At 26.0% G+C, this 19,889-nt stretch carries 24 protein-coding genes; 4 read left to right on the top strand and 20 right to left on the bottom strand.

The genetic code is table 11. The features are described 5' to 3' along the window. The 8 genes from CSGHG_RS20245 to CSGHG_RS20250 form a co-directional block, all read right to left on the bottom strand. The coding region (locus CSGHG_RS20245; RefSeq protein ID WP_010294084.1) for a histidine kinase N-terminal domain-containing protein at positions 1 to 805 on the bottom strand (805 nt) is incomplete at its 3' end. 4 nt (positions 806 to 809) lie between these two features. After that, positions 810 to 1,388 (bottom strand): ANTAR domain-containing response regulator, encoded by a 579-nt coding sequence (locus tag CSGHG_RS08290; RefSeq protein WP_010294086.1) that lies wholly within the window; start codon positions 1,386 to 1,388, stop codon positions 810 to 812. A gap of 58 nt (positions 1,389 to 1,446) precedes the next feature. Further along, entirely contained in the window at positions 1,447 to 1,881 is a 435-nt protein-coding gene (locus CSGHG_RS08295; RefSeq protein WP_010294089.1) for a EutP/PduV family microcompartment system protein, read from the bottom strand. A gap of 11 nt (positions 1,882 to 1,892) precedes the next feature. Then, the gene (eutS, locus tag CSGHG_RS08300; RefSeq protein ID WP_010294091.1) at positions 1,893 to 2,294 is read right to left on the bottom strand and encodes an ethanolamine utilization microcompartment protein EutS; all 402 of its coding nucleotides are present in this window, start codon (positions 2,292 to 2,294) and stop codon (positions 1,893 to 1,895) included. Between the two features lie 147 nt (positions 2,295 to 2,441). Continuing rightward, entirely contained in the window at positions 2,442 to 3,611 is a 1,170-nt protein-coding gene (locus CSGHG_RS08305) for a 1-propanol dehydrogenase PduQ (protein WP_010294092.1), read from the bottom strand. 175 nt (positions 3,612 to 3,786) lie between these two features. Further along, positions 3,787 to 4,515 carry a glycerophosphodiester phosphodiesterase gene (locus tag CSGHG_RS08310; RefSeq protein WP_010294093.1) on the bottom strand — a complete coding sequence of 243 codons (729 nt, stop codon included), beginning with the start codon at positions 4,513 to 4,515 and terminating at the stop codon, positions 3,787 to 3,789. A 70-nt stretch (positions 4,516 to 4,585) separates the two neighbouring features. Continuing rightward, positions 4,586 to 5,206: a class I SAM-dependent methyltransferase gene (locus CSGHG_RS08315; protein WP_081496275.1), complete on the bottom strand. Its 621-nt coding sequence runs from the start codon at positions 5,204 to 5,206 to the stop codon at positions 4,586 to 4,588. Continuing rightward, on the bottom strand, positions 5,178 to 5,474 hold the full coding sequence (locus CSGHG_RS20250; RefSeq protein WP_010294097.1) for a hypothetical protein: 297 nt from the start codon (positions 5,472 to 5,474) through the stop codon (positions 5,178 to 5,180). Before CSGHG_RS20250 ends, CSGHG_RS08315 begins: the two co-directional genes overlap by 29 nt. Before the next feature lie 266 nt (positions 5,475 to 5,740). On the opposite strand from CSGHG_RS20250, the gene CSGHG_RS21845 reads away from it, so the two are divergent. Continuing rightward, positions 5,741 to 7,351: a PAS domain-containing sensor histidine kinase gene (locus CSGHG_RS21845; RefSeq protein ID WP_010294099.1), complete on the top strand. Its 1,611-nt coding sequence runs from the start codon at positions 5,741 to 5,743 to the stop codon at positions 7,349 to 7,351. A 240-nt stretch (positions 7,352 to 7,591) separates the two neighbouring features. On the opposite strand, the gene cobT is transcribed toward CSGHG_RS21845, so the two are convergent. Both cobT and CSGHG_RS08335 read right to left on the bottom strand, forming a co-directional pair. After that, complete coding sequence (cobT, locus tag CSGHG_RS08330) at positions 7,592 to 8,674, bottom strand: nicotinate-nucleotide--dimethylbenzimidazole phosphoribosyltransferase (RefSeq protein WP_010294102.1); 1,083 nt, start codon at positions 8,672 to 8,674, stop codon at positions 7,592 to 7,594. 34 nt (positions 8,675 to 8,708) lie between these two features. Beyond that, positions 8,709 to 9,383: a uracil-DNA glycosylase gene (locus tag CSGHG_RS08335; RefSeq protein WP_010294106.1), complete on the bottom strand. Its 675-nt coding sequence runs from the start codon at positions 9,381 to 9,383 to the stop codon at positions 8,709 to 8,711. Between the two features lie 155 nt (positions 9,384 to 9,538). Here CSGHG_RS08335 and CSGHG_RS08340 point away from each other — a divergent pair, with 155 nt between their 5' ends. Then, entirely contained in the window at positions 9,539 to 10,204 is a 666-nt protein-coding gene (locus CSGHG_RS08340) for a DUF4397 domain-containing protein (protein ID WP_010294107.1), read from the top strand. A 184-nt stretch (positions 10,205 to 10,388) separates the two neighbouring features. On the opposite strand, the gene CSGHG_RS23150 is transcribed toward CSGHG_RS08340, so the two are convergent. The 7 genes from CSGHG_RS23150 to CSGHG_RS08375 all read right to left on the bottom strand — a co-directional run bounded on the left by CSGHG_RS23150 (position 10,389) and on the right by CSGHG_RS08375 (position 15,514). Next, positions 10,389 to 10,829: a PadR family transcriptional regulator gene (locus CSGHG_RS23150; protein WP_010294110.1), complete on the bottom strand. Its 441-nt coding sequence runs from the start codon at positions 10,827 to 10,829 to the stop codon at positions 10,389 to 10,391. A 3-nt stretch (positions 10,830 to 10,832) separates the two neighbouring features. Next, positions 10,833 to 11,678 (bottom strand): DegV family protein, encoded by an 846-nt coding sequence (locus CSGHG_RS08350; protein WP_010294113.1) that lies wholly within the window; start codon positions 11,676 to 11,678, stop codon positions 10,833 to 10,835. A 317-nt stretch (positions 11,679 to 11,995) separates the two neighbouring features. After that, a complete protein-coding gene (locus CSGHG_RS08355) occupies positions 11,996 to 12,220 on the bottom strand; it encodes a DUF1450 domain-containing protein (RefSeq protein ID WP_010294114.1) in 225 nt (74 codons plus the stop codon). 12 nt (positions 12,221 to 12,232) lie between these two features. After that, complete coding sequence (cobS, locus tag CSGHG_RS08360) at positions 12,233 to 12,994, bottom strand: adenosylcobinamide-GDP ribazoletransferase (protein WP_010294116.1); 762 nt, start codon at positions 12,992 to 12,994, stop codon at positions 12,233 to 12,235. Positions 12,995 to 13,007: 13 nt separating this feature from the next. Further along, positions 13,008 to 13,556 (bottom strand): bifunctional adenosylcobinamide kinase/adenosylcobinamide-phosphate guanylyltransferase, encoded by a 549-nt coding sequence (cobU, locus tag CSGHG_RS08365; protein ID WP_010294119.1) that lies wholly within the window; start codon positions 13,554 to 13,556, stop codon positions 13,008 to 13,010. A gap of 48 nt (positions 13,557 to 13,604) precedes the next feature. Continuing rightward, positions 13,605 to 14,207 (bottom strand): alpha-ribazole phosphatase, encoded by a 603-nt coding sequence (cobC, locus tag CSGHG_RS08370; protein WP_010294121.1) that lies wholly within the window; start codon positions 14,205 to 14,207, stop codon positions 13,605 to 13,607. A gap of 371 nt (positions 14,208 to 14,578) precedes the next feature. Then, complete coding sequence (locus CSGHG_RS08375) at positions 14,579 to 15,514, bottom strand: metal ABC transporter substrate-binding protein (RefSeq protein WP_010294122.1); 936 nt, start codon at positions 15,512 to 15,514, stop codon at positions 14,579 to 14,581. A gap of 282 nt (positions 15,515 to 15,796) precedes the next feature. Between CSGHG_RS08375 and CSGHG_RS08380 the strand changes: the two genes are divergently transcribed. Beyond that, a complete protein-coding gene (locus tag CSGHG_RS08380) occupies positions 15,797 to 16,444 on the top strand; it encodes a metal ABC transporter ATP-binding protein (RefSeq protein WP_010294123.1) in 648 nt (215 codons plus the stop codon). 109 nt (positions 16,445 to 16,553) lie between these two features. Further along, complete coding sequence (locus CSGHG_RS08385; protein WP_010294124.1) at positions 16,554 to 17,342, top strand: metal ABC transporter permease; 789 nt, start codon at positions 16,554 to 16,556, stop codon at positions 17,340 to 17,342. A gap of 54 nt (positions 17,343 to 17,396) precedes the next feature. On the opposite strand, the gene CSGHG_RS08390 is transcribed toward CSGHG_RS08385, so the two are convergent. The 3 genes from CSGHG_RS08390 to CSGHG_RS08400 form a co-directional block, all read right to left on the bottom strand. Continuing rightward, positions 17,397 to 18,092 (bottom strand): nitrite/sulfite reductase domain-containing protein, encoded by a 696-nt coding sequence (locus CSGHG_RS08390; RefSeq protein ID WP_010294126.1) that lies wholly within the window; start codon positions 18,090 to 18,092, stop codon positions 17,397 to 17,399. Between the two features lie 137 nt (positions 18,093 to 18,229). Continuing rightward, positions 18,230 to 19,096, bottom strand: a complete 867-nt coding sequence (rbsK, locus tag CSGHG_RS08395) for a ribokinase (protein WP_010294127.1) — start codon at positions 19,094 to 19,096, stop codon at positions 18,230 to 18,232. 97 nt (positions 19,097 to 19,193) lie between these two features. Further along, positions 19,194 to 19,841 (bottom strand): site-2 protease family protein, encoded by a 648-nt coding sequence (locus CSGHG_RS08400; protein ID WP_010294128.1) that lies wholly within the window; start codon positions 19,839 to 19,841, stop codon positions 19,194 to 19,196. Positions 19,842 to 19,889: the final 48 nt, after the last annotated feature.

The following is a 19,889-nucleotide window of genomic DNA, read 5'->3' on the forward strand; positions in this document are numbered from 1 at the left end:
CATCTGTAATATCTTTTATAAGCATTGCAAGTTTTAATACTTTACTACCTTGAGATATATATTTTATTTGAAAAGACATATCCCCTATATCTATTTCTTCTACTTCTATAGATTTTTTTTCTATTATTTGTGATAAAGTTGACTTTGATAATGATAAATTTGAGAAATCCATTCCTATTAATTCTTGATTATATCCAAGTTTTTTATAGAGCTCATCTGCTACTGGATTTTTAAACCTTAATATACCATCCTCATCAAATATCAATATAGCATCATTTACATGATAAGCAATATCTCCATTTCCATACTTTATCTTTTTACCTTCAATTTGTGAAATTAATTCTTCATTAGTTTCTGCTAATATTTCAAGCTTCTTATTTTCCTTGACATCTTCTGTAACATCTTTTTCTGATATTATCACTGCTATAACTTCATTTTTTTCATTTTTTATTGGTTCAACATTTTGTTTAACAATTATATTTTCTTGTGTTATAGCTTTAATATCCCTAGATGGAATCCCTGTTTGTAATGTTCTTATTACTGCTGGTTCATTTTTTCTTATTGCAAGTTTTCCTACAACACTTTCTTTGTAAAGTGATTGTGAGTTTCGTGGCTTAGCACTTACAACAACTATTGCTGAATCATTTTTAGTTTTGCTTAAACAATCTATAAAAACATCTGCTTTTGAAGAGTCTGCTATGAATTGTAGTGTTTTAGATATACTTTGTATAGCTTCTATATCTTTATCGCTTAAATAAGTATATTTTAAACATAATTCTCTTATATTGTTCATATTACTTTTCACTGCTTTAAACTTCCTCTTCGCTCATTATTATTATTTTTGATATTTCATCCATTGTCACTCTTTTTTTCATACTAAGATTTCTTATGTACTTGTATGATTCATCTTCTGTAATGTTTCTTTGCTTCATAAGTATTCCTTTAGCTTTTTCTATAACTTTTCTTGATTCTAGCTTATTTTCTAAAGTTTTAACAGTATTCTGCATATTTTTAAACTCAGTTGCCTTTGATAAGCAAACTTCAATAGTTGCTATTAAAGATTTATTATCTAAAGGTTTAACCAAATATCCCATAGCACCTACTTCTTTAGCCTTTTGTATAAAACTTTTATTACTATAAGCACTTAATAATACTACTGCATTGGCTAATTGTTCTTTCAAAATAATTTTAGTAGCATTTAAGCCATCTAACAATGGCATTTTTATGTCCATTATTATAAGTTCAGGAGAATGTTTTCTGGCTAATTCTATAACATCAAAGCCATCTGAAGCTTCAGCTACAACATCGTAACCTTCCTCTTCTAACATTTCTCTTATATCCATTCTTGTAATAGGTTCATCATCGGCTATTACAATTCGTTTTGTCATATGTTCCACCTCTTTTGGATTTAACAATAATATATATTATTATTTTACCATAAAAACCTTAAAATATTTCTAAATATTTTTTTAATTCCTCTATTCCATTATTGTTTACTACACTAATATTAAATATTCTATCAGCACCTGCAATTTTTAAAAACTCATGGCTTCTTAATATTTTATTTTCATTATCACATAAATCAGTTTTAGTGCAAATTCCAATAACAGGTTTATTGAACATATTTCCAAACCCTGGTGGAAAATTAATATTTTCATTTGTACAATCATGAAGCAGCCCTATAACATCTGATTCTGCTGATGTTACTATTAAAGCATTATAATACATTCTATTTTCTATATATTCCCCTGGAGTGTCTATTATAAAATCATTAAACTCAATAGATTGTGTTTTCTTATATTCTATAAGTTGATTTTTTAAACTTTGAGTTAATGTTGTTTTCCCAGCTCCAATGGAACCTATAAGCATTATTTTTTTCACTAATATCTCTCCTATGATTTAGTAATTTTAGTTGTTGTAAAACTTAATATATTTTCAAGTGTATCACAAACTTCTTTTAATGCCGCCTCAACACTTGAAACATCTCCAGTAATAACTAAAGAACCACTAAATCTGTCTAAAAATCCTACTTCTACTCCAGCACCTTTTGTTGCTACATCTGCAGCAATTATAGCTGCTTCACTTGGAGTAATTGTTAAAATTCCTATAGCCTCGCAATTTTCATCACTTAGCCCTAATTTCTTATATATTGATTTATTAGGATGTGCTATTAAGTGAGCTAATGTTACCTGTTTACCTGGTACATATTCCTGTATAACTCTTTGTTTTTCTTCCAACCATCTCACTCCGTTTCCTAAAAAAATATAAAAAGCTCCTAAAAAAATTACAAACATTGTATTTTTTAGGAGCTCCATTGCTCTTAATAAAAATTGTACGCCATTGCACAATCAAAATTTATTTAATTTATGTTATTATTATATAATTCTAAAAACTAATTGTCAATTATTTTTCGAAAATATTCTTTAATTGGAAAACTAAAATTATTTTCCCTCATAAACTACTTTAAATACGTCTTTAAGTTCGTTTGGATTAGGATATCTTGGATTAGTTTTAGTACATCCATCATTTATTGCTATATTAACAATATCCTCTAAATTACTTTCAAAATCTTTTCTTTCAACTTTGGCTTCTTTTAATGATGATTGTATATTTAAGTTTCTTCTTAATGTACATATAGCTCTTATTAAAGATTTAACTCCCTCTCTAACATTATTACTACTTGTTAAATTTAAGAATTTAGCTATTTCAGCATATCTTTTAGCTGTATCACTATACTCATTTCTATTGAATTCTTTTAAATTTGCGTTATATTCTATAACATAAGGAAGCAATATAGCATTTGCTTTTCCATGAGGAATATGGAATCTTCCTCCTATTATATGAGCCATACTATGATTTATTCCTAATGATGCATTAGTAAATGCCATACCAGCTATACATGATGCATTGTGCATTTTTTCTCTTGCTTCTAAATCATTTCCATCTTTATATGCTCTTTCTAAATACCCAAAAACTAATTTAATAGCTTTTTCAGCTAAAGCATCACTATAATCTGAACTTTCTGTGGATACATATGCTTCTATAGCATGAGTCAATACATCCATTCCTGTATCTGCTGTTATAAAATTCGGAGCAGTTTTTACTAAATTAGCATCTAATATAGCCATGTCCGGCACCATAGCCTCATCAACCAATGGATACTTAACGTTAAATTTTTTATCTGTTATAACAGAAAATGATGTTACTTCAGAACCTGTTCCACTAGTAGTTGGTATTGCTATAAATAATACTTTTTTGTCTGTTTTCTCTAAGTCTAATCCTTTATTTATCATATTTCTAAAATAACTAATTGCTTTTGCTGCATCAATTGCAGATCCTCCACCTAATGTTATTATAGCTTCTGGATGAAACTCATCCATTGCTTTAATTCCTTTAGATACTATTTCAAGCGGTGGATCTGGAACTATATCAGAAAAAACTTTATAATTTATTTTTGCTGCATCTAAATGATCTGTTACTTGATTTATTGCTCCTGATTTAACCATAAAAGGGTCTGTTACTATAAACGCTTTTTTACAATTAATTTCACGAAGTTTTTCTAATTTTCCAACTCCGAAATATACATTTGGTCCAACTTTAAAGTTACCCATATTTTCACTTCCTAACAATTTATTTTAAAAAAACAAAAGCTCCCTAAGAAAATTCTTAAGGAGCATCATTACTCTTTTAAGTTTGCACATCATTGTACAAACATTTTATTTATTTTTTATATTTTATATTTTATAATCATATTTATTTTATGTCAATACACACTATCAAGTTATATTAAAATTTATTTTTATTCATTACCTCTTTTAGTTTGTCTGGACAATTAGTTATTATCCCTTCAATTTTATATTTTATAAATCTTTCCATGTCTTTTTCATCATTAATAGTATATAAATTTATACCCATTTTTTTATTATGACATTTTAATATTTCCTTTTTGTCTGCAAATATATAATTAGGATGTATATATTCAAATTTATCTATTTTATATTTTTCCAAATCACTAACTATATATTCACAAAGAGCAGCAATTTTTATTTTAGGATAGATTTTTTTAAATTCAACCATTGAATTGTGATTAAAACTTGAGATAATTATATTGTTTTCAACTTTTGCATTTAATATTTCAAATAATATCTCTTTTTCTATTCCTTTATATGGAATTATGGAATTTTTTATTTCTAAATTTATTTTAATATTTTTATCTTTGACATAACTTAAAAATTCTTTTAATGTAGGTATTTTTATATTTTTATATTTTTTATCCTTAAATTTACCAGCATCTAATTTTTTAAGTTCTTTGTAAGTATAATCACATACCAATCCTATACCATCAGTAGTTCTATTTACATATTCATCATGTATAAGAACTAATTCTCCATCCTTTGTCCTTTGTATATCCGTTTCTATTCCAGTACACCCCATTTCTAAAGCTTTTTCAAATGCAAGCATAGTGTTCTCTGGATATATAAAACTTGCTCCTCTATGGGCATAATTTATAATCACTTTAAATCACCTCTAAGTTAATAATTATTTTAATATAATTATAATAAAAATTTATAAATTAATTCATTTTTTATTTTTTAATTATTAGTACAGATGATTTAAACTTTTGACCTTGCATAGGAATTATATCTAGTTCATTGAATTCTCCAATTGATTCTCCAATTTTTTCATTTTTAAATTCAGAAAAGCCTATTTTTTTATATATTTGCAAAATCAATTGCTCTACAGATACAATTTCTGGATTTGGAAAATTCATATTAGCTGTAGCTATAGATTTCAATTGATTATAATATTCATCTTTATCTGACACTAAAATTCTAGTGTCTAATACTAATCCTTTCCGTCTTAAAATCCTATAACTTTCTTGCATAACCCTAGGTGATGATTGTGCCATATTAGGAAATCCATAATATGATGTTATACAATCAAAAGCGCTATTTTTAAAGGGTAAATTTAAATAATCACATGCAATATAAGTAATTTTAGCTTTAGGATTAATTTTTTTTATCTTTTTTCTATTATATTTTAAAGCAGCAAAATTTAAATCTAATGATACTATATTAGGGTTATGGGAAAACTTCTCAGCCATTCCTTCTAGAAGTATACTTCTACCAGAAGCTATGTCTAATATATTTTTATATTTTTTTTCTGTACGATAGCATTCATATATTGCTTCGATAGATCTTGAAATTTTTTAAGTTGTTAGGAGTCTTATTTTCAATATTTAAATTGATATTTTCAAAATCTCTTTCGAAATAAAATTGTGCTAGGTTAGGTAAATTTTTATTTTCTTTATAATGAAAATCTATAATCCCATGTTTTATATAGAATTTATGATTCTTTTCACAATTTAAAGTTCCTTCAATTATTTCTTCTCCTTCTTTTAAATAAATTTTTCTTATATTAATCTTACTTCCACATATAGGACAAACTAAAATATCTTCTACTTCCTTATACATACATACCCTCCTAATAAATTTTTAGTTTGTACATAAAATTAATTATTGTTTTTACATACCTACTCACTATATATTTATATTAAACAACAACAGTATTTGTTACATTTTTTACAATGAAATTTTGAATTATTATACTTATTTTTAAGAGTAATAACATTTATTTAAATTTATAATGATTTTTTTTATTTATTTGTCGCAATATTTTACATTTTTTTCACTATTACTTTGATATAATTTTATATTATTACGATTTAAGGTGAGGATTTATGATAAATGATTATATAAAAACCGAAACATCGGATTTATTTGAAACTATTGACGATTTAGACGAAATGGGTTTCTTTATATATGAAGTTCTTTTAAATAGATTTGTACTTTCAAAGGGGTTATGTTCTATTTTATCTATAGAAAATACTAATAATTTTTCTTTTGATGAATTTATGGATAATTACATACACGAAGATGACCATACTCTTATAAATTCTATAAATATAACTTCTTCTAAACCTAAATTTAAACTTAGGTTTAGACTAGTAGATAATTTTGGATTTATTCGTTACGTAGAGGCAAGTGGAAAGGGTATATTTAATAATAATAACTTAATTAAATATTCAGGTATTATTAGAGATTTATCAGAGGAAAAATACTATGAGATGAGATTAAAATTTGCAGACAAACTTTTCTCAGAATTGATTAACAACTCTTATCAAATAGTTTACTCAATGTCTGAAGATGGATATTTTACTTCTTGTTCATCTAACGCATTTAAATATTTAGGTTATACTGTTAATGAAATAATAGGACAACATCAATGTATTTTTACAGATGCTGCTACTAATGATATATTAACTAATTTAAGAAAAAAAGCTATCGAAACTGGTAAACCTCAAGAATTAGTTGATTATAAAATTTATCATAAAGATGGATCTGTAAGATTAAATACTACCACTTTATTTTATATAAAAGATAAATACTTAAACACTGGAATGTTTTGGGGAGTTGTTAAAGATATTACAACAACTAAAATTATAGAAAATAAATTAAGCGAAAATGATAAAAAGCTAAAGGATCGAGAAGAATGGGAAAAAATCAAAAATGAATTTATAGCCAATATTTCCCATGAATTGCGCACACCTGTAAATGTAATTTATTCTTCACTGCAACTTTTTGATTTATATATAAAGAATCAAAATGATTTACAATTCAAAGGTAAAATTTCTTATTATTCTAAAATAATGAAACAAAACTGTTTTAGATTACTCAGACTTATAAATAATTTAATAGAATGTTCCAAGTTTGATGCTGGTATAGTTAATCTAGACACCTACAAACTAGATTTAGTTGCTTTAACTTCTGGAATTTGCTCATCAGTAGAAGAATATACTTCTAAAAAAAATTTAACTTTAAACTTTACTACATCTGTTCCTTTTGCAATAATAGAAGGAAATTCAGAAAAACTTGAAGTTGTGATTCTTAACCTTTTATCTAATGCTATAAAATTTTCAAAAGATTGTGGAACTATTGATGTATCATTATCCATAAAGGAAAATTATGTAACTTTATCAGTAAAAGACAATGGTATTGGGATCTCCAAAGAAAAACAATCTAAAGTCTTTGATAGATTTATCCAAGTTGATCCCCTTTTTACACGAACTACTGAAGGAAGTGGCATTGGACTTTCCGTTGTTAAATCTTTGGTGGAAACCCATAATGGCACTATAACCCTTATTAGTGAAGAAAATTTCGGTAGTGAATTTATTGTCACCTTTCCATTAGTTAAAACTACAAAAAATGATTTAGATAAAATAAATAGAGTTATTCATACTAATCATGCTAATCAAATAAATATTGCATTTTCTGATATTTATGATGATTAAAAAACGCTAACATCTTTCATGTAGCGTTTTTTTATTTCTATTTAAATTTAATATTATTCTATATTTTTTAACCTAAAAACATCATAGCAAAATGATTTTATAACATATATATTTAGATTTTAAACTATTCTTCTAATGAAATAAGTCATCACAGAACTTAAATATGTAGTGTTTTTATGATAGTAATAAAAATTTTAATTTAATATTTTTATCTAGTCAATTACCCATTATAAGTTATAACTATATAGAGTTCTCTTCCCTTATGTCAATATAATCACTTTTGCAAATCTTTGCTTCTTCAAAAGTTGCCATATTCTCCATAGTATATAATGCTGCCTCCATTATATTAAATGCTAACGGACATCCAGACCCCTCACCTAATCTCATTTTTAAGTTTAATATAGGCTCTAACCCCAATTCTTTCATAATATATATTGCTCCTGGCTCTGCTGATAAATGAGATGGAAACATGTAGTCTTTACAATTTTTATTCAATCTTTGTGCACAAAGTGCTGATATTGATGCTATAAATCCATCTATAACTATAGGAATTCTATGTTTTGCAGCCCCTAAAAAACATCCACAAAGGCCAGCTATATCATATCCTCCAACTTTTCCAATAACATCTATTATATCATTTTTATCAGGTTTATTAACTGCTATAGCTTTTTTAATTACATTTTTTTTATGATTTAATTGTTCTTCTGTAAGTCCAGAACCTTTTCCCGTCACTTTATCTACATCTAGTCCTGATAACACACTTAAAACTGCTGCACTTGTAGTTGTATTTCCTATTCCCATTTCACCAGTTCCAAGAACTTTATATCCTTCTTTTGCTAATTTATCTACAATTTCAATTCCTGATTCTATAGCTCTAATTGTTTGCTCTTTTGTCATTGCAGGCTCTTTTACCATATTTTTAGTTCCATAAGAGATTTTTCTATTTAAAATTTTTTCACTATGCATATCACATTTTATTCCTAAATCTGCTATTGTAAGCTCTGTATTAGTAAATTTAGATAATGCACATACACCCGTTATTCCTTTAACAAAATTATAAGTTACAGTTTCAGTAACTTCTTGTGGACAAGTACTTACACCTTCATCTACTACTCCATTATCTCCACAAATGATTATTATATTTTTCTTAGATAATGTATTATAAACCTCACCTGTTATACCTGATATTTTTACTGCTATTTCTTCTAATATCCCTAAACTTCCTATAGGTTTTGCTAAAGCATCTAATCTTTCCTTTGTTTTTATCATTACATCCTTATAACTAGGTTCGATGCACCTTAATGTATTTTCTAAAACTTTCATAATACCCTTCCCCTTAATATATAAATTTATATTTTTAAATATTTTTTATTTGCCAATCTATTTGTTCTTTATTTAGTGAGAGTAATATTTCATTTGCTTTTCTAAAATGATCACATCCAAAAAATCCTCTATTGGCTGATAATGGGCTTGGATGTGCCGCTTTTAATATATAATGATTTTTATTAGTTATTAATTTAACTTTTTCCTTTGCGTTATTTCCCCATAATATAAAAATAATAGGATCTTCTCTTTCATTTAAAATAGCTATAATTTTATCGGTAAATATTTCCCATCCTCTATTTCTATGAGAATTTGCCTCTCCAGCCCTTACAGTTAATGATGTATTAAGTAATAATACCCCTTGCTTAGACCAATCAACTAAAAAACCATTATTCGGTATGTAGCATCCTAACGTATTGTTTAATTCTTTATATATATTTAAAAGCGACGGCGGTGTTTTAACTCCCTTTTCCACAGAAAATGCTAAGCCGTGTGCCTGATTAGGTCCATGATATGGATCTTGGCCTAATATTACTATTTTAGTATCCTTATATGATGTCAGCTTTAGCGCCTCAAATATTTTATATTTATCCGGATAAATTATATGATTATTATATTCTAAAACAAGAAACCCTCTAAGTTTTTTATAGTATTCTTTTTCAAATTCTTCTTTTAATAACTCATCCCAATCATTATTAAATAAAACCATAAATCTCATTCCTTTCTTAAACTTTATTTTATTTTTTATATACTAAAATTATAAACCAATAAATTATTTTTTGCATAAATATTTTTCATTTACAATCACCATTTTTTGTAAGTTACATATAATGATTTTAGAAACACTAATTAATGAGGTGCGATATGTATTTTAGGAGTAATTTAGATAATTTAAATAATAAAAGTAACATATTAACCTTTGTAAGGTTATTACACGCATCTCCTGATGCGCCACCAGTAGATGTTTACGTAAATAATTTACCTTTAATAAAGGATCTTCATTATAAAGAATTCACAAATTACGTTAAACTATTACCTGGAAAATATAATATTAAAATTATTAAAAGTAGTAATCCTAGTGAAACTTTATATGATACTATATTGGATATTCCTGAAAATAAAATTTTCACAATAGCTGCTATTGGAAAATTCCCAAATGATTTTGAATTATATCCAATTATAGAAAACTATAATGGACCTTATAATGATAATGAAGTAAAAATAAGAATAGTAAATTTAATACCAGAAAGTCCAAATTTAGATGTTTCACTTAATAGTAATGAAATAACTTTCAATGATTTAATGTATATGGAGGTAGAAAATTACAAAGAAATTCCTCCAAAAAAATATAGTTTTGATGTGAAATTTCAAAACACAGACATTACTATGCTTTATATACCTAATGCACTTTTAAAACCTTCTAAATTTTACACATTATATTTAGTAGGAAAATTAGGTGCTAAACCAGGTGTTGAAGGTCTAATTCCATTAGATGGAATTACATATTTGAATCATTATTCAGATATGTAAAGTTTTTAAGCAAGTATCTTTCAAACTGATTATAACAGTTTGAATTTCCCCCATAAAAAATTTATTTAATTTAATATTATTTTATAATTTAGACCTTACAAAGGTCTTATTTTTTTATATTTACCTAAATTATATAAAAAAACACTAATAATACAAAATTAAATGTGTTACTAGTGTTTCTTTATTACTCATATAAATCTTTATATATTATTTTAAATACTTCTAATGCTTCTTCTATCCTATCTTTAAGTAAATATTTCTTATGATGAAGTTCTTTTTCCCCATCTTCTGTTAATTTATATATCTTTTGCATCTTTTTCTTTGAATCATCCCAATTCCCAACTATAAGTTTTTTCTTTTCTAACTTTTTTAATAGAGGATAAATTCCACCTGTACTAGGAACCCATTTTCCATTAGTTCTTTCACCAATTTTATTAGATATATCATTCCCATTAGTTGCACCAATACTCAATATGTATAATACATATATTGGTAATAAACCTTTAGTAAAAACTTGACCTACAGCTTCTTTTTCCTGCTGAACTTTTTTTAGCTCATTCAATTTATTTTTATATTCCTCATATAATATACGTTCTTCCTCTTTTATATCCTTCATAGTAGCCATTCACTAAACCTCATAGAAAGCTATTCCTAAAAGTCCTGGTCCTGAATGTAATCCTGCAACTGGGCTTATGTCCCCACTAAAAAATATGTTATTTATATTAGGGTGATTTGATATTTCCTGCAAATACTTCTCTGCCTCTTCTTCAGCACCACCATTACCTATATATACATCACACTTTTTATCATCTAATATTTTTTTACCTATTGCTAACATTTTATTTATAGATTGTTTTCTTCCCCTTGCTTTATCATAAGTAGAATATTCTCCTTCTTCATCAACAAGAACTATAGGCTTTATATTCAATAATTCACCTATTACACCTGCAACTTTTCCTATTCTTCCACCTTTTTTTAAATATTCTAATGTACCTATTATAAAAAATGTTTTTATCTTACTTCTAACTTCTATTAACTTTTCTACAATCTTCTCAAATTCTAGTCCACTATTTATCATTTCTCCAGCTTCTTTTATTATAATAGTCTCTGCACATGATATACTCTTTGAGTCTATTACTTCAGTCTTTATTGTTGGATAATCTTCACTTACAAGCCTCAAAGCATTATTTAATCCTGACAATTTACTTGATATTGTAACTGCTATCACATGTGTATATCCTTCTTTTTCCAACTGATTAAAAAGTACTCCCATATCTTTCATAGATGGTAATGAAGATGTCGGTGATTCTGTATCTAAAACTTTGTAAACATCATTTAAAGTTATATCTACTCCATCTCTATAATCCTTATCTTTTATAATTATTCTAAAGGGTAATACTTTTACATTGTATTTATCTATTACATCTTTTCTTATATCAGATGCACTATCTGTTATTAATGCTATTTTATTCATAAAAGTCCTCCTAATAGTATTTATATTATTTTACCTATAATTATTATATACTATTTTATACCTAATTATCAATAGTGATAATTAGCACTATTGATAACCATCACTACTGATATACTTCAAATACTTGTTATATTACAAAAAGACAAAGGCCCCAGCAATATATAATTACTATGACCTTCATCTTAACACATTAAATTAAATATAATAAATTTACTTGTTTAAGGCAAATTCTAAACTATTTTCACCAAAAAGTCTATACTTTAGAATAAATTTGTTTGAAAATTTACTTTAAATAAATTTTTTCTATTAAAATTTACTTATTTTTTCAAAACTAATTTTATATTTTCATATAAAGATTCTTTTGATTCTGACACTATAAGCTCACCATCTACTCTAGCTATAAAATCCCAACTACATTTATCACAAGCTCCTATGCATTTATTTATTGTTGTCTCATGCTCTGGAAATTCTTTATCTATTCTTTCCTTTACATATTCAAAGTCTGCATTACAAGTACAAAAGCTTATTCTCTTTTTATTCATAAAAAACTCCTTTTATATCATAAAAAATACCATTAATGCTAAAACCTCTGCTAATTCATTAACAGCCCCTAAGGTATCTCCTGTTAACCCATTAATTTTAGAATTACAAAAACAATTAAATCCATATGCCATTATTAATACTGCTAATGTTATTGTGCAAGCCTCTCTAACATTTATAAAAATCAGCTCTAAGGCTATAACTAATATTATAGTTAATACTAATTGACTTTTTTTTATTTTTCCTATAAATATATTTCCACTACCATTTTCTTTCGCTGGTTTTCCTATTGTAGAAATAAACACTATAGCCAACCTTCCTACAACTGGTGCAACTATTATTAATTCTGGAATAGAACTTTCTATTGCTAAACTAATTAAATTGTACTTAAGCAATACATCCATGATTATAGCTACACATGAATAAACTCCAATTTGGCTATCCTTCATTATCTCTATAATTCTTCCTTTTCCACCTCTAAATGCGAAGAAACCATCACATACATCACCTAACCCATCCATATGTAATGCACCTGTTAGTATAGCCGATGTTATTAATACTAAGATAGCCACTATTGTTGGAGGGAAAAAGTTTATCATTACTACATACACAACGTACTCTATAAGACCGATTATTAAAGCTATTATTGGGAAAAATATAGATCCCCTTATAAAATTTTCATTTGTGCATTCTAACTCAATATTTATAGGTATTCTTGTAAAAAATTGAACATATAATAAAAAATCATTCATATATTTTTTTATATAATTCTTCATAATACTCTCCTAATTATTTTAATTTTAAAGGCAATCCGCAAGCTACAAAATAAACCTCATCACATAATTTTGCAATGAACTGATTAATTGATCCTGCTATGTCTCTATATATTCTACTTAATTTATATTCTGGTATAAGTCCACTACCAACTTCATTGGTAACCATTATTAAATTTTTATTACACTCTTTTGCTTTTATAATTAACTTTTCTACTTGAATCTTTATAACATCTTCTATATGTTCTGCTTCTTCTAACGATAAATCATCAAAATTTGTTTTTTCATTAAACATTAAATTTGTAACCATTATAGTAATACAATCTAATAATATGTTTTTTTCTTTACTATTTTCTATAGCAATATGTAAGTCTTTAAATCCTTCATATGTATTCCATTTACTATTTCTTCTTTGAATATGCTTATTTATTCTATTTTCCATTTCTTTATCTGTAACTATAGCTGTAGCTATATATAAAACATCATCAGTATCTTTAAGTAGACTTTCTGCAAAACCACTTTTTCCACTTCTACTACCACCAGTTACTAAGACTATTTTTCCCATAAATTACACCTACCTTAAAATATTTATATTTAATTATTTAAATAAATTTTACAAAACATTATTGGGTATAATTCCTTCAATAAATAAATTGTTATATTCATATTTAATTATTGAAACATCTCCATTTTTAGAAGCAAATTTCCAAAACAATTCCATATTATCATCAGCAATATAACAATATATACTTCTAATTACCCCACTATGGGCAACTATTAAAACATTTTCATCATCTTCTTTTATAATCTCTTGAAAAAAACTTTTTACGCGAAAATACATATCTTTATAACTTTCACCTTCAGGTGGTTTAAAACCAATCCAATCTTTTCCCCATTCATCGCATTCTTTTGTATATTCTGACTTTAACTCATCATACTTTTTACCTTCAAATGCTCCAAAATTTCTTTCATTTAATCTAGAATCTCTAATAATCTCATCATAATTAAACTTATCACATAATATTTCTTTTGCAGTTTGAATTGTTCTTTCTTTTTCGCTTACATAAACCTTATCTATTTTTTTATCTTTTAAAAAATTTCTTAGTTTTTCACACTGATATATTCCATAATCGGTCAACCCATTATCTATATCACCATAAAATTTTTCATCCTTATTTTCTTTAGTTTCTCCATGTCTAACTAAATATATATTCAATTTATCACCTTCTATGTACTTAAAACTTTTTAGTATTAGTTTATTTTTTAAGATTATAAACTTTAATTTTAAAACTGCCCTACATATCTTATATTACTGTTTTTTCTAATAAAAAACAAGGAACGATATAGTAAAAAATCTCTAACTTTAATTTATTATTATATATAGGTTTCCAAGTTGACTCTTTAAACAATCCATTCCAAAACTTGGATACCTAAAATAGTGAGACATGCTCCGAATCACTTTAAATTCAATGCTGCATCTTGTATGAAAATATTTTAAAGTTATTGAATAAATTTAAATTGAATCTTATTTTCCTATATAAATAACAAAAGCAATATAATTATAATTAATCATATTGCTCTTATTATTTATTTTAAACTATTATATATAATATCTAAATTTGACTTCATAGATTCCAAATAACTTAAATTATCTTCTTTACTATGTAAAGTATAAATAGTAGCAGTTTTTCCATCTACTTCTTTTGCTAAAGTTTCTGATACCTGAGGACTAACTAGACTTTCCATAAATATAGTTTTTATATTTTTCTCTTTACATAAGTCTGTTAACTCTTTCATTTTTTTAGGTGACGGTTCTCCTTCTGCAAAAACCCCCTCAATACTAATTTGATTTAAATTAAAGTCTCTACAAAGATATGCAAAAGTTGCATGCCCTGTAACAAAATTTTTATTACCTATTGAATCAAATTTAACTTTATAATCTTTATATAAATTATCTAATTCATTGGCAAAAGCAGCATAATTTTCTTCATAATACTTACTATTAGCATTATCAAGTTCAACTAGAGCATTTTTTATATTTTCACTTTGAATTTTTGCAGTAGTCAAACCTAACCATAAATGTGGGTCTACACCTAAATTTTCATGAGTATTTTCTGATTCTATATGTGAACTATTACTATTTTCATCAGATATATTTATAAGATTAACTCCTTGTGATGTATCTATAACTTTTAATTTTTCATTCTTAACTGCTTTTATAACATCCTTACTCCAATGTTCCATTCCTGCACCGTTCAATACTAACATATCTGCATTTTCTAATTTTCTTAAATCTTTAGCTTTTGGTTCAAAATCATGTGGCTCTACACCTTCAGGAATTATAGTATAAACATTAACCTTATCTTTACCTATTTCTTTTACAAACTCCTCCATAGCATAAAAACTTACTACAATATTTAATTTCCCATTTTGGGTTTCTATTTCTTCTTTTTTACCACTGCACCCTATTAGTGATAAAGTTATTATTATAATCATTGTATACGATATAACTTTCTTAAACATTTATTTTAAAATCCTCCACTAAATTATTAATTACAAATTTTCAATAGGTATTGCAAATCATTTGCGTTTATATTATTATAACATTTGTATTAATATATTCCAATAGTGTTTTTTATAAATTTAAGTTAAATAAAATTTCATTATAAATTTTGTACAAAAGATTTATTTTTATTCAATTGAAGTATTATTTTTCAAAGTTATTTTTATTTTTCGTTTTTTATTACATATTTTGGATATAATTATAATGATTATGTTTTTTAATAAAATGTTTGGAGGTTTTTTATGATTTCAATAAATTCATTATCCTTTTCATATAACTGTAATAAGAATTATTTATTAAAGGATATAAATTTAAATATAAAAAGTGGTAGTTATGTTTCTATAATTGGTGAAAATGGTAGTGGAAAAACAACATTAATTAAGCTTATATTAAATTTAATAAAGCCTAGTAAGGGTTCTGTTTCTTTAAGTAGTAAAAATATATCTTATGTACCTCAAAGAATAACTAACTTGAATGCTGGTTTTCCTATAACTGTTTATGAGGTTTTAGATGTTCATAGAAAAGTTCTTAAAATTAAAGATAAAGATTGTATAATTAACGCTTTAAAATCAGTAAATATGTATAATTTTAAAGATTGCTTAATTGGTAGTTTATCTGGAGGTCAACAACAAAAAATCCTTATTGCAAGAGCAATAATAAGTAAAAGTGATTTGATAATTTTAGATGAACCTTCTACTGCATTAGATGAGCAAAGTACAAAAGATTTATATTCTATTATCACAAAGCTAAATACAGAAGAATCAGTGACAATTTTATCTATAGAACATAACATTAAGATGGCTATTAAAAATTCATCTCATATTTTATATGTTAAAGATGGAAAAGCATCACTTCATTCAACTAAGGATAATCTTAATTTTTTATCATAAACTTTGAAATTACTCTTAATTTATAGTATTAACAAATTAACCTTAGTTTGAACTTTATATTACAACGTATAATATTTATACATAAATTTTATTATTTTGGAGGATTAAAATGTTTCATTACGAATTCATGCAAAATGCATTTATTGCAGCTATATTTATATCTATACTCTGTCCTCTAGTAGGTGTTTTTTTAGTGTTAAAACGCTATTCTATGATGGGCGACACACTTGCTCACAGCTCATTTGCAGGTGTTGCTATTGGTCTTGTAACTGGTTTTAACCCTATACTATGTGCTTTTATATTTACAAGCTGCTGTGCTATATTAATAGAAGTTCTACGAAATTATTACAAAAAACAGGCAGATTTAATTTTAGTTATAATATTAACTCTAAGTGTGGGAATTGGGATTTCCTTATCTAGTAGTGGAAAAACTAACACAAATATAAATTCTTTTCTTTTTGGAAGCATATTGACAGTAACTAAACAAGACTTATTCACTATGCTTATATTAAGCATAATTTCTATAATAACCTTATATAAGCTTTATAATAAACTTATTTATATAACTTTTGATGAAGAAGGTGCATCGATAAATAATATAAATGTTACTAAAATAAATTATATATTTGCTTTATTAGTAGGAGCTACTATTTCTGTTTCCATTAGAGTTATGGGTATCTTAGTAATCTCTTCTATGATTGCACTACCTGTAGCTACTGCTCTTCAATATCATAGTGGCTTTAAGAAAACTATGATATTATCTATAATTTTTGGATTTATAGATATAATATCCGGATTATTTCTTTCTTATATTATGAATTGCGCGCCGGGAGGAACAATTGCCCTTGTTTCTGTACTAGTTCTTGTGATAGTTCTTGTAGTAAAAGGAAAGCGCTAAAAGACTCAGGATACTGTAGTGAATTTTTTTCTACTTATCCTGAGTTTTTATATTTTAAATAATATTATTTTCTTTTGTATATTCTAAATTTGCCTTATTTATAACTGCTTTTCGAAAATTCTCAACACCTATTTTATCTATAAAAAATCCTAACTTTTCACCAAATTCAGCTTCTTCTTTATAATAATCTAATATGGCTTTAACTAATTCGAAAGCTTCATTCTCTGAAAGCTCTGATTTTATTATATTAGCTAATCTTTGATGATATCCTGAGGATCCACCTGCTGAAACTATAAGTTTCCCATTATAATCCGTTAACACCCCAATATCTTTTGAATACACACTACCACATGCATTTCTACATCCTGCTACTCCAATTTTAGTTCTATTAGGCATATCAGCGCCGTGGAATTCATTGCTAATTTTCATTCCTAACCCTATAGTATTATGCTTAGATCTTTTACAGAATCCTGCAGGACACATTTCTACATTTTTTACTGAATATTGATTTTTAACTGCTGGCTCCATTTCTAATTCGTTCCAAATGCTACTTAAGTCATCTTCTTTCAAATTAGTAATCATAATTCTTTGACCTGATGTTATTTTTAAAACTCCATTATATTTTTCAGCAACAATAGCAATTTTCATTAAAGTTTTTGGAGTTAAAAATCCACCTGGTATATGAGGAGTAATAGCATATGTTCTTTTTCCATCTCTTATTTTTTGTAAATTACCATAATGACTACTCATAATCTTACAGTACTCCTTTAGAATATATTTTTAACTTATTATTAGTTTTATTAAATTTACTTTTATTATACCATTTTACTTAATTATTGTTTGTAACTTATGTTACAAACCTTAAAGTTTATCCCATTATTTTATTTTTATAAATCTTTCAAATAAGGCATACCACCTTGTGCACCTAATTTAGTTACTGAGATTCCCGAACACTTAACACCAAACTCTATAGCTTCTTTTAATGCAAGTTCATTAGCTATAGCACCTGCAAAAGTTCCTACAAAAGTATCTCCTGCTCCTGTTGTATCTATAACCTTAACCTTCTTTGCAGGTATATTTATTACTTCTTTTCCGTCAAAATACCAAACACCATTTTCACCATTAGTTATTATAAGTTTGTTTGGATATTTTTTTAATTCTTTTTCCATAGCATTCTCTGTATCTAATACAACTTTATACTCATGCTCATTAGGTATTATGTAACTTACTTTGTCTACAATTTCTTTTGAAAGTTTAATTGCTGGTGCTGGATTTAAAATTATTTTTTTATTATTTTTATATGCAAGATTTATAATAAATTCTACTGTATCTAAAGGTATTTCTAATTGAAGTACTATAATATCACATTCTAATATTTTTTCTTTAATGGAATTTATATATTCTATATTACACTTACTATTAGCACCTGCAACTATAACTATTGAATTTTCTCCATCACATAACATAATATTAGCTATTCCAGTTTTAATTTGTTCACAAATTTTAATATTCTTTACCTTTAAGTTATTCTTTTTCATAGATTCTAATAAAAATTCTCCATGAGTATCTTTTCCTATAGCTCCAAAAAAATTTACATCTCCACCTATTCGTGATGCAGCAACTGCTTGATTTAAACCCTTTCCTCCTTCACCTATAAAAAAACCCTCTCCTATTAACGTTTCTCCTGGTTTAGGTAATTTGTTAGTTTTAGTTACTAAATCTGCATTGGCACTTCCTATTACTGCTATTTTCATTTTATCTCTCCTTATTTTTTATCTTAATGTCATTTTTCACTTATATTATTTTATAAAAAAGGATCAATAACAATATTTATGCAATCGATCCTTTTATCTATAAAATAGAGAACGCTAATTTACTTATTGCTTCCATAACTATTTCTGTAGGATAACCTACTATAAAACTAAATATAGATTTACCTCCAAATATAGGTATTATTAATAATATAAAAATTATATTTTGATATCTATAAAATTGATTAGGAATCTTTAAAAATTGTTTAGGAAATAAATCCCTTATTATATGAAACCCATCAAATCCTGGTATAGGTATTAAATTTAAAAACATCCATAAACAATTATAATATGAAACTCTATATACTATAGTATTTAATATTAAGTGTAAATCTTCATTTTTTATAGGTAATTTAATTACCAATACTAAAAGCAACATAAAAATTATAGAACAAAGTAGGTTTGCCAAAGGTCCTGCTATTGATATTTTTAAATCATCCTTATAATAATTCTTAAGTGCACTAGGATTTATTTGTATAGGTTTTGCCCATCCAAAACCAATAATTATCATCATAAGAAAACCTAAAAAATCTATATGTGAAAATGGATTTAAAGTTAATCTCCCTTGATATTTAGGAGTTTCATCACCTAACATAACTGCTACTTTAGCGTGAGCATATTCATGAAATGTAATAGCTACTAATATTGCTGGAAGCATTAGTACAATTCTCAATAATTCATCCTTCATATTTTCATCCCCTTCCTTCAAGCTTTATTGAACATTTAGCTAATTATT

It is taken from the genome of Clostridium senegalense JC122, from assembly GCF_000285575.1.
Taxonomy (GTDB): Bacteria; Bacillota; Clostridia; order Clostridiales; family Clostridiaceae; genus Clostridium_J; species Clostridium_J senegalense.

Bases quoted from the DNA above. Each gene is read 5' to 3' on its own strand.
- CSGHG_RS08375 (WP_010294122.1), bottom strand. From the start codon at position 15,514: ATGTTTAAGAAAGTTATATCGTATACAATGATTATAATAATAACTTTA.
- CSGHG_RS08380 (WP_010294123.1), top strand. From the start codon at position 15,797: ATGATTTCAATAAATTCATTATCCTTTTCATATAACTGTAATAAGAAT.
- CSGHG_RS08390 (WP_010294126.1), bottom strand. From the start codon at position 18,092: ATGAGTAGTCATTATGGTAATTTACAAAAAATAAGAGATGGAAAAAGA.
- CSGHG_RS08355 (WP_010294114.1), bottom strand. From the start codon at position 12,220: ATGAATAAAAAGAGAATAAGCTTTTGTACTTGTAATGCAGACTTTGAA.
- CSGHG_RS08340 (WP_010294107.1), top strand. From the start codon at position 9,539: ATGTATTTTAGGAGTAATTTAGATAATTTAAATAATAAAAGTAACATA.
- CSGHG_RS23150 (WP_010294110.1), bottom strand. From the start codon at position 10,829: ATGGCTACTATGAAGGATATAAAAGAGGAAGAACGTATATTATATGAG.
- cobT (WP_010294102.1), bottom strand. From the start codon at position 8,674: ATGAAAGTTTTAGAAAATACATTAAGGTGCATCGAACCTAGTTATAAG.
- CSGHG_RS08335 (WP_010294106.1), bottom strand. From the start codon at position 9,383: ATGGTTTTATTTAATAATGATTGGGATGAGTTATTAAAAGAAGAATTT.
- CSGHG_RS08305 (WP_010294092.1), bottom strand. From the start codon at position 3,611: ATGGGTAACTTTAAAGTTGGACCAAATGTATATTTCGGAGTTGGAAAA.
- rbsK (WP_010294127.1), bottom strand. From the start codon at position 19,096: ATGAAAATAGCAGTAATAGGAAGTGCCAATGCAGATTTAGTAACTAAA.
- CSGHG_RS08385 (WP_010294124.1), top strand. From the start codon at position 16,554: ATGTTTCATTACGAATTCATGCAAAATGCATTTATTGCAGCTATATTT.
- CSGHG_RS08400 (WP_010294128.1), bottom strand. From the start codon at position 19,841: ATGAAGGATGAATTATTGAGAATTGTACTAATGCTTCCAGCAATATTA.
- CSGHG_RS20250 (WP_010294097.1), bottom strand. From the start codon at position 5,474: ATGTATAAGGAAGTAGAAGATATTTTAGTTTGTCCTATATGTGGAAGT.
- CSGHG_RS21845 (WP_010294099.1), top strand. From the start codon at position 5,741: ATGATAAATGATTATATAAAAACCGAAACATCGGATTTATTTGAAACT.
- cobU (WP_010294119.1), bottom strand. From the start codon at position 13,556: ATGGGAAAAATAGTCTTAGTAACTGGTGGTAGTAGAAGTGGAAAAAGT.
- CSGHG_RS08290 (WP_010294086.1), bottom strand. From the start codon at position 1,388: ATGACAAAACGAATTGTAATAGCCGATGATGAACCTATTACAAGAATG.
- cobS (WP_010294116.1), bottom strand. From the start codon at position 12,994: ATGAAGAATTATATAAAAAAATATATGAATGATTTTTTATTATATGTT.
- CSGHG_RS08350 (WP_010294113.1), bottom strand. From the start codon at position 11,678: ATGAATAAAATAGCATTAATAACAGATAGTGCATCTGATATAAGAAAA.
- eutS (WP_010294091.1), bottom strand. From the start codon at position 2,294: ATGTTTGTAATTTTTTTAGGAGCTTTTTATATTTTTTTAGGAAACGGA.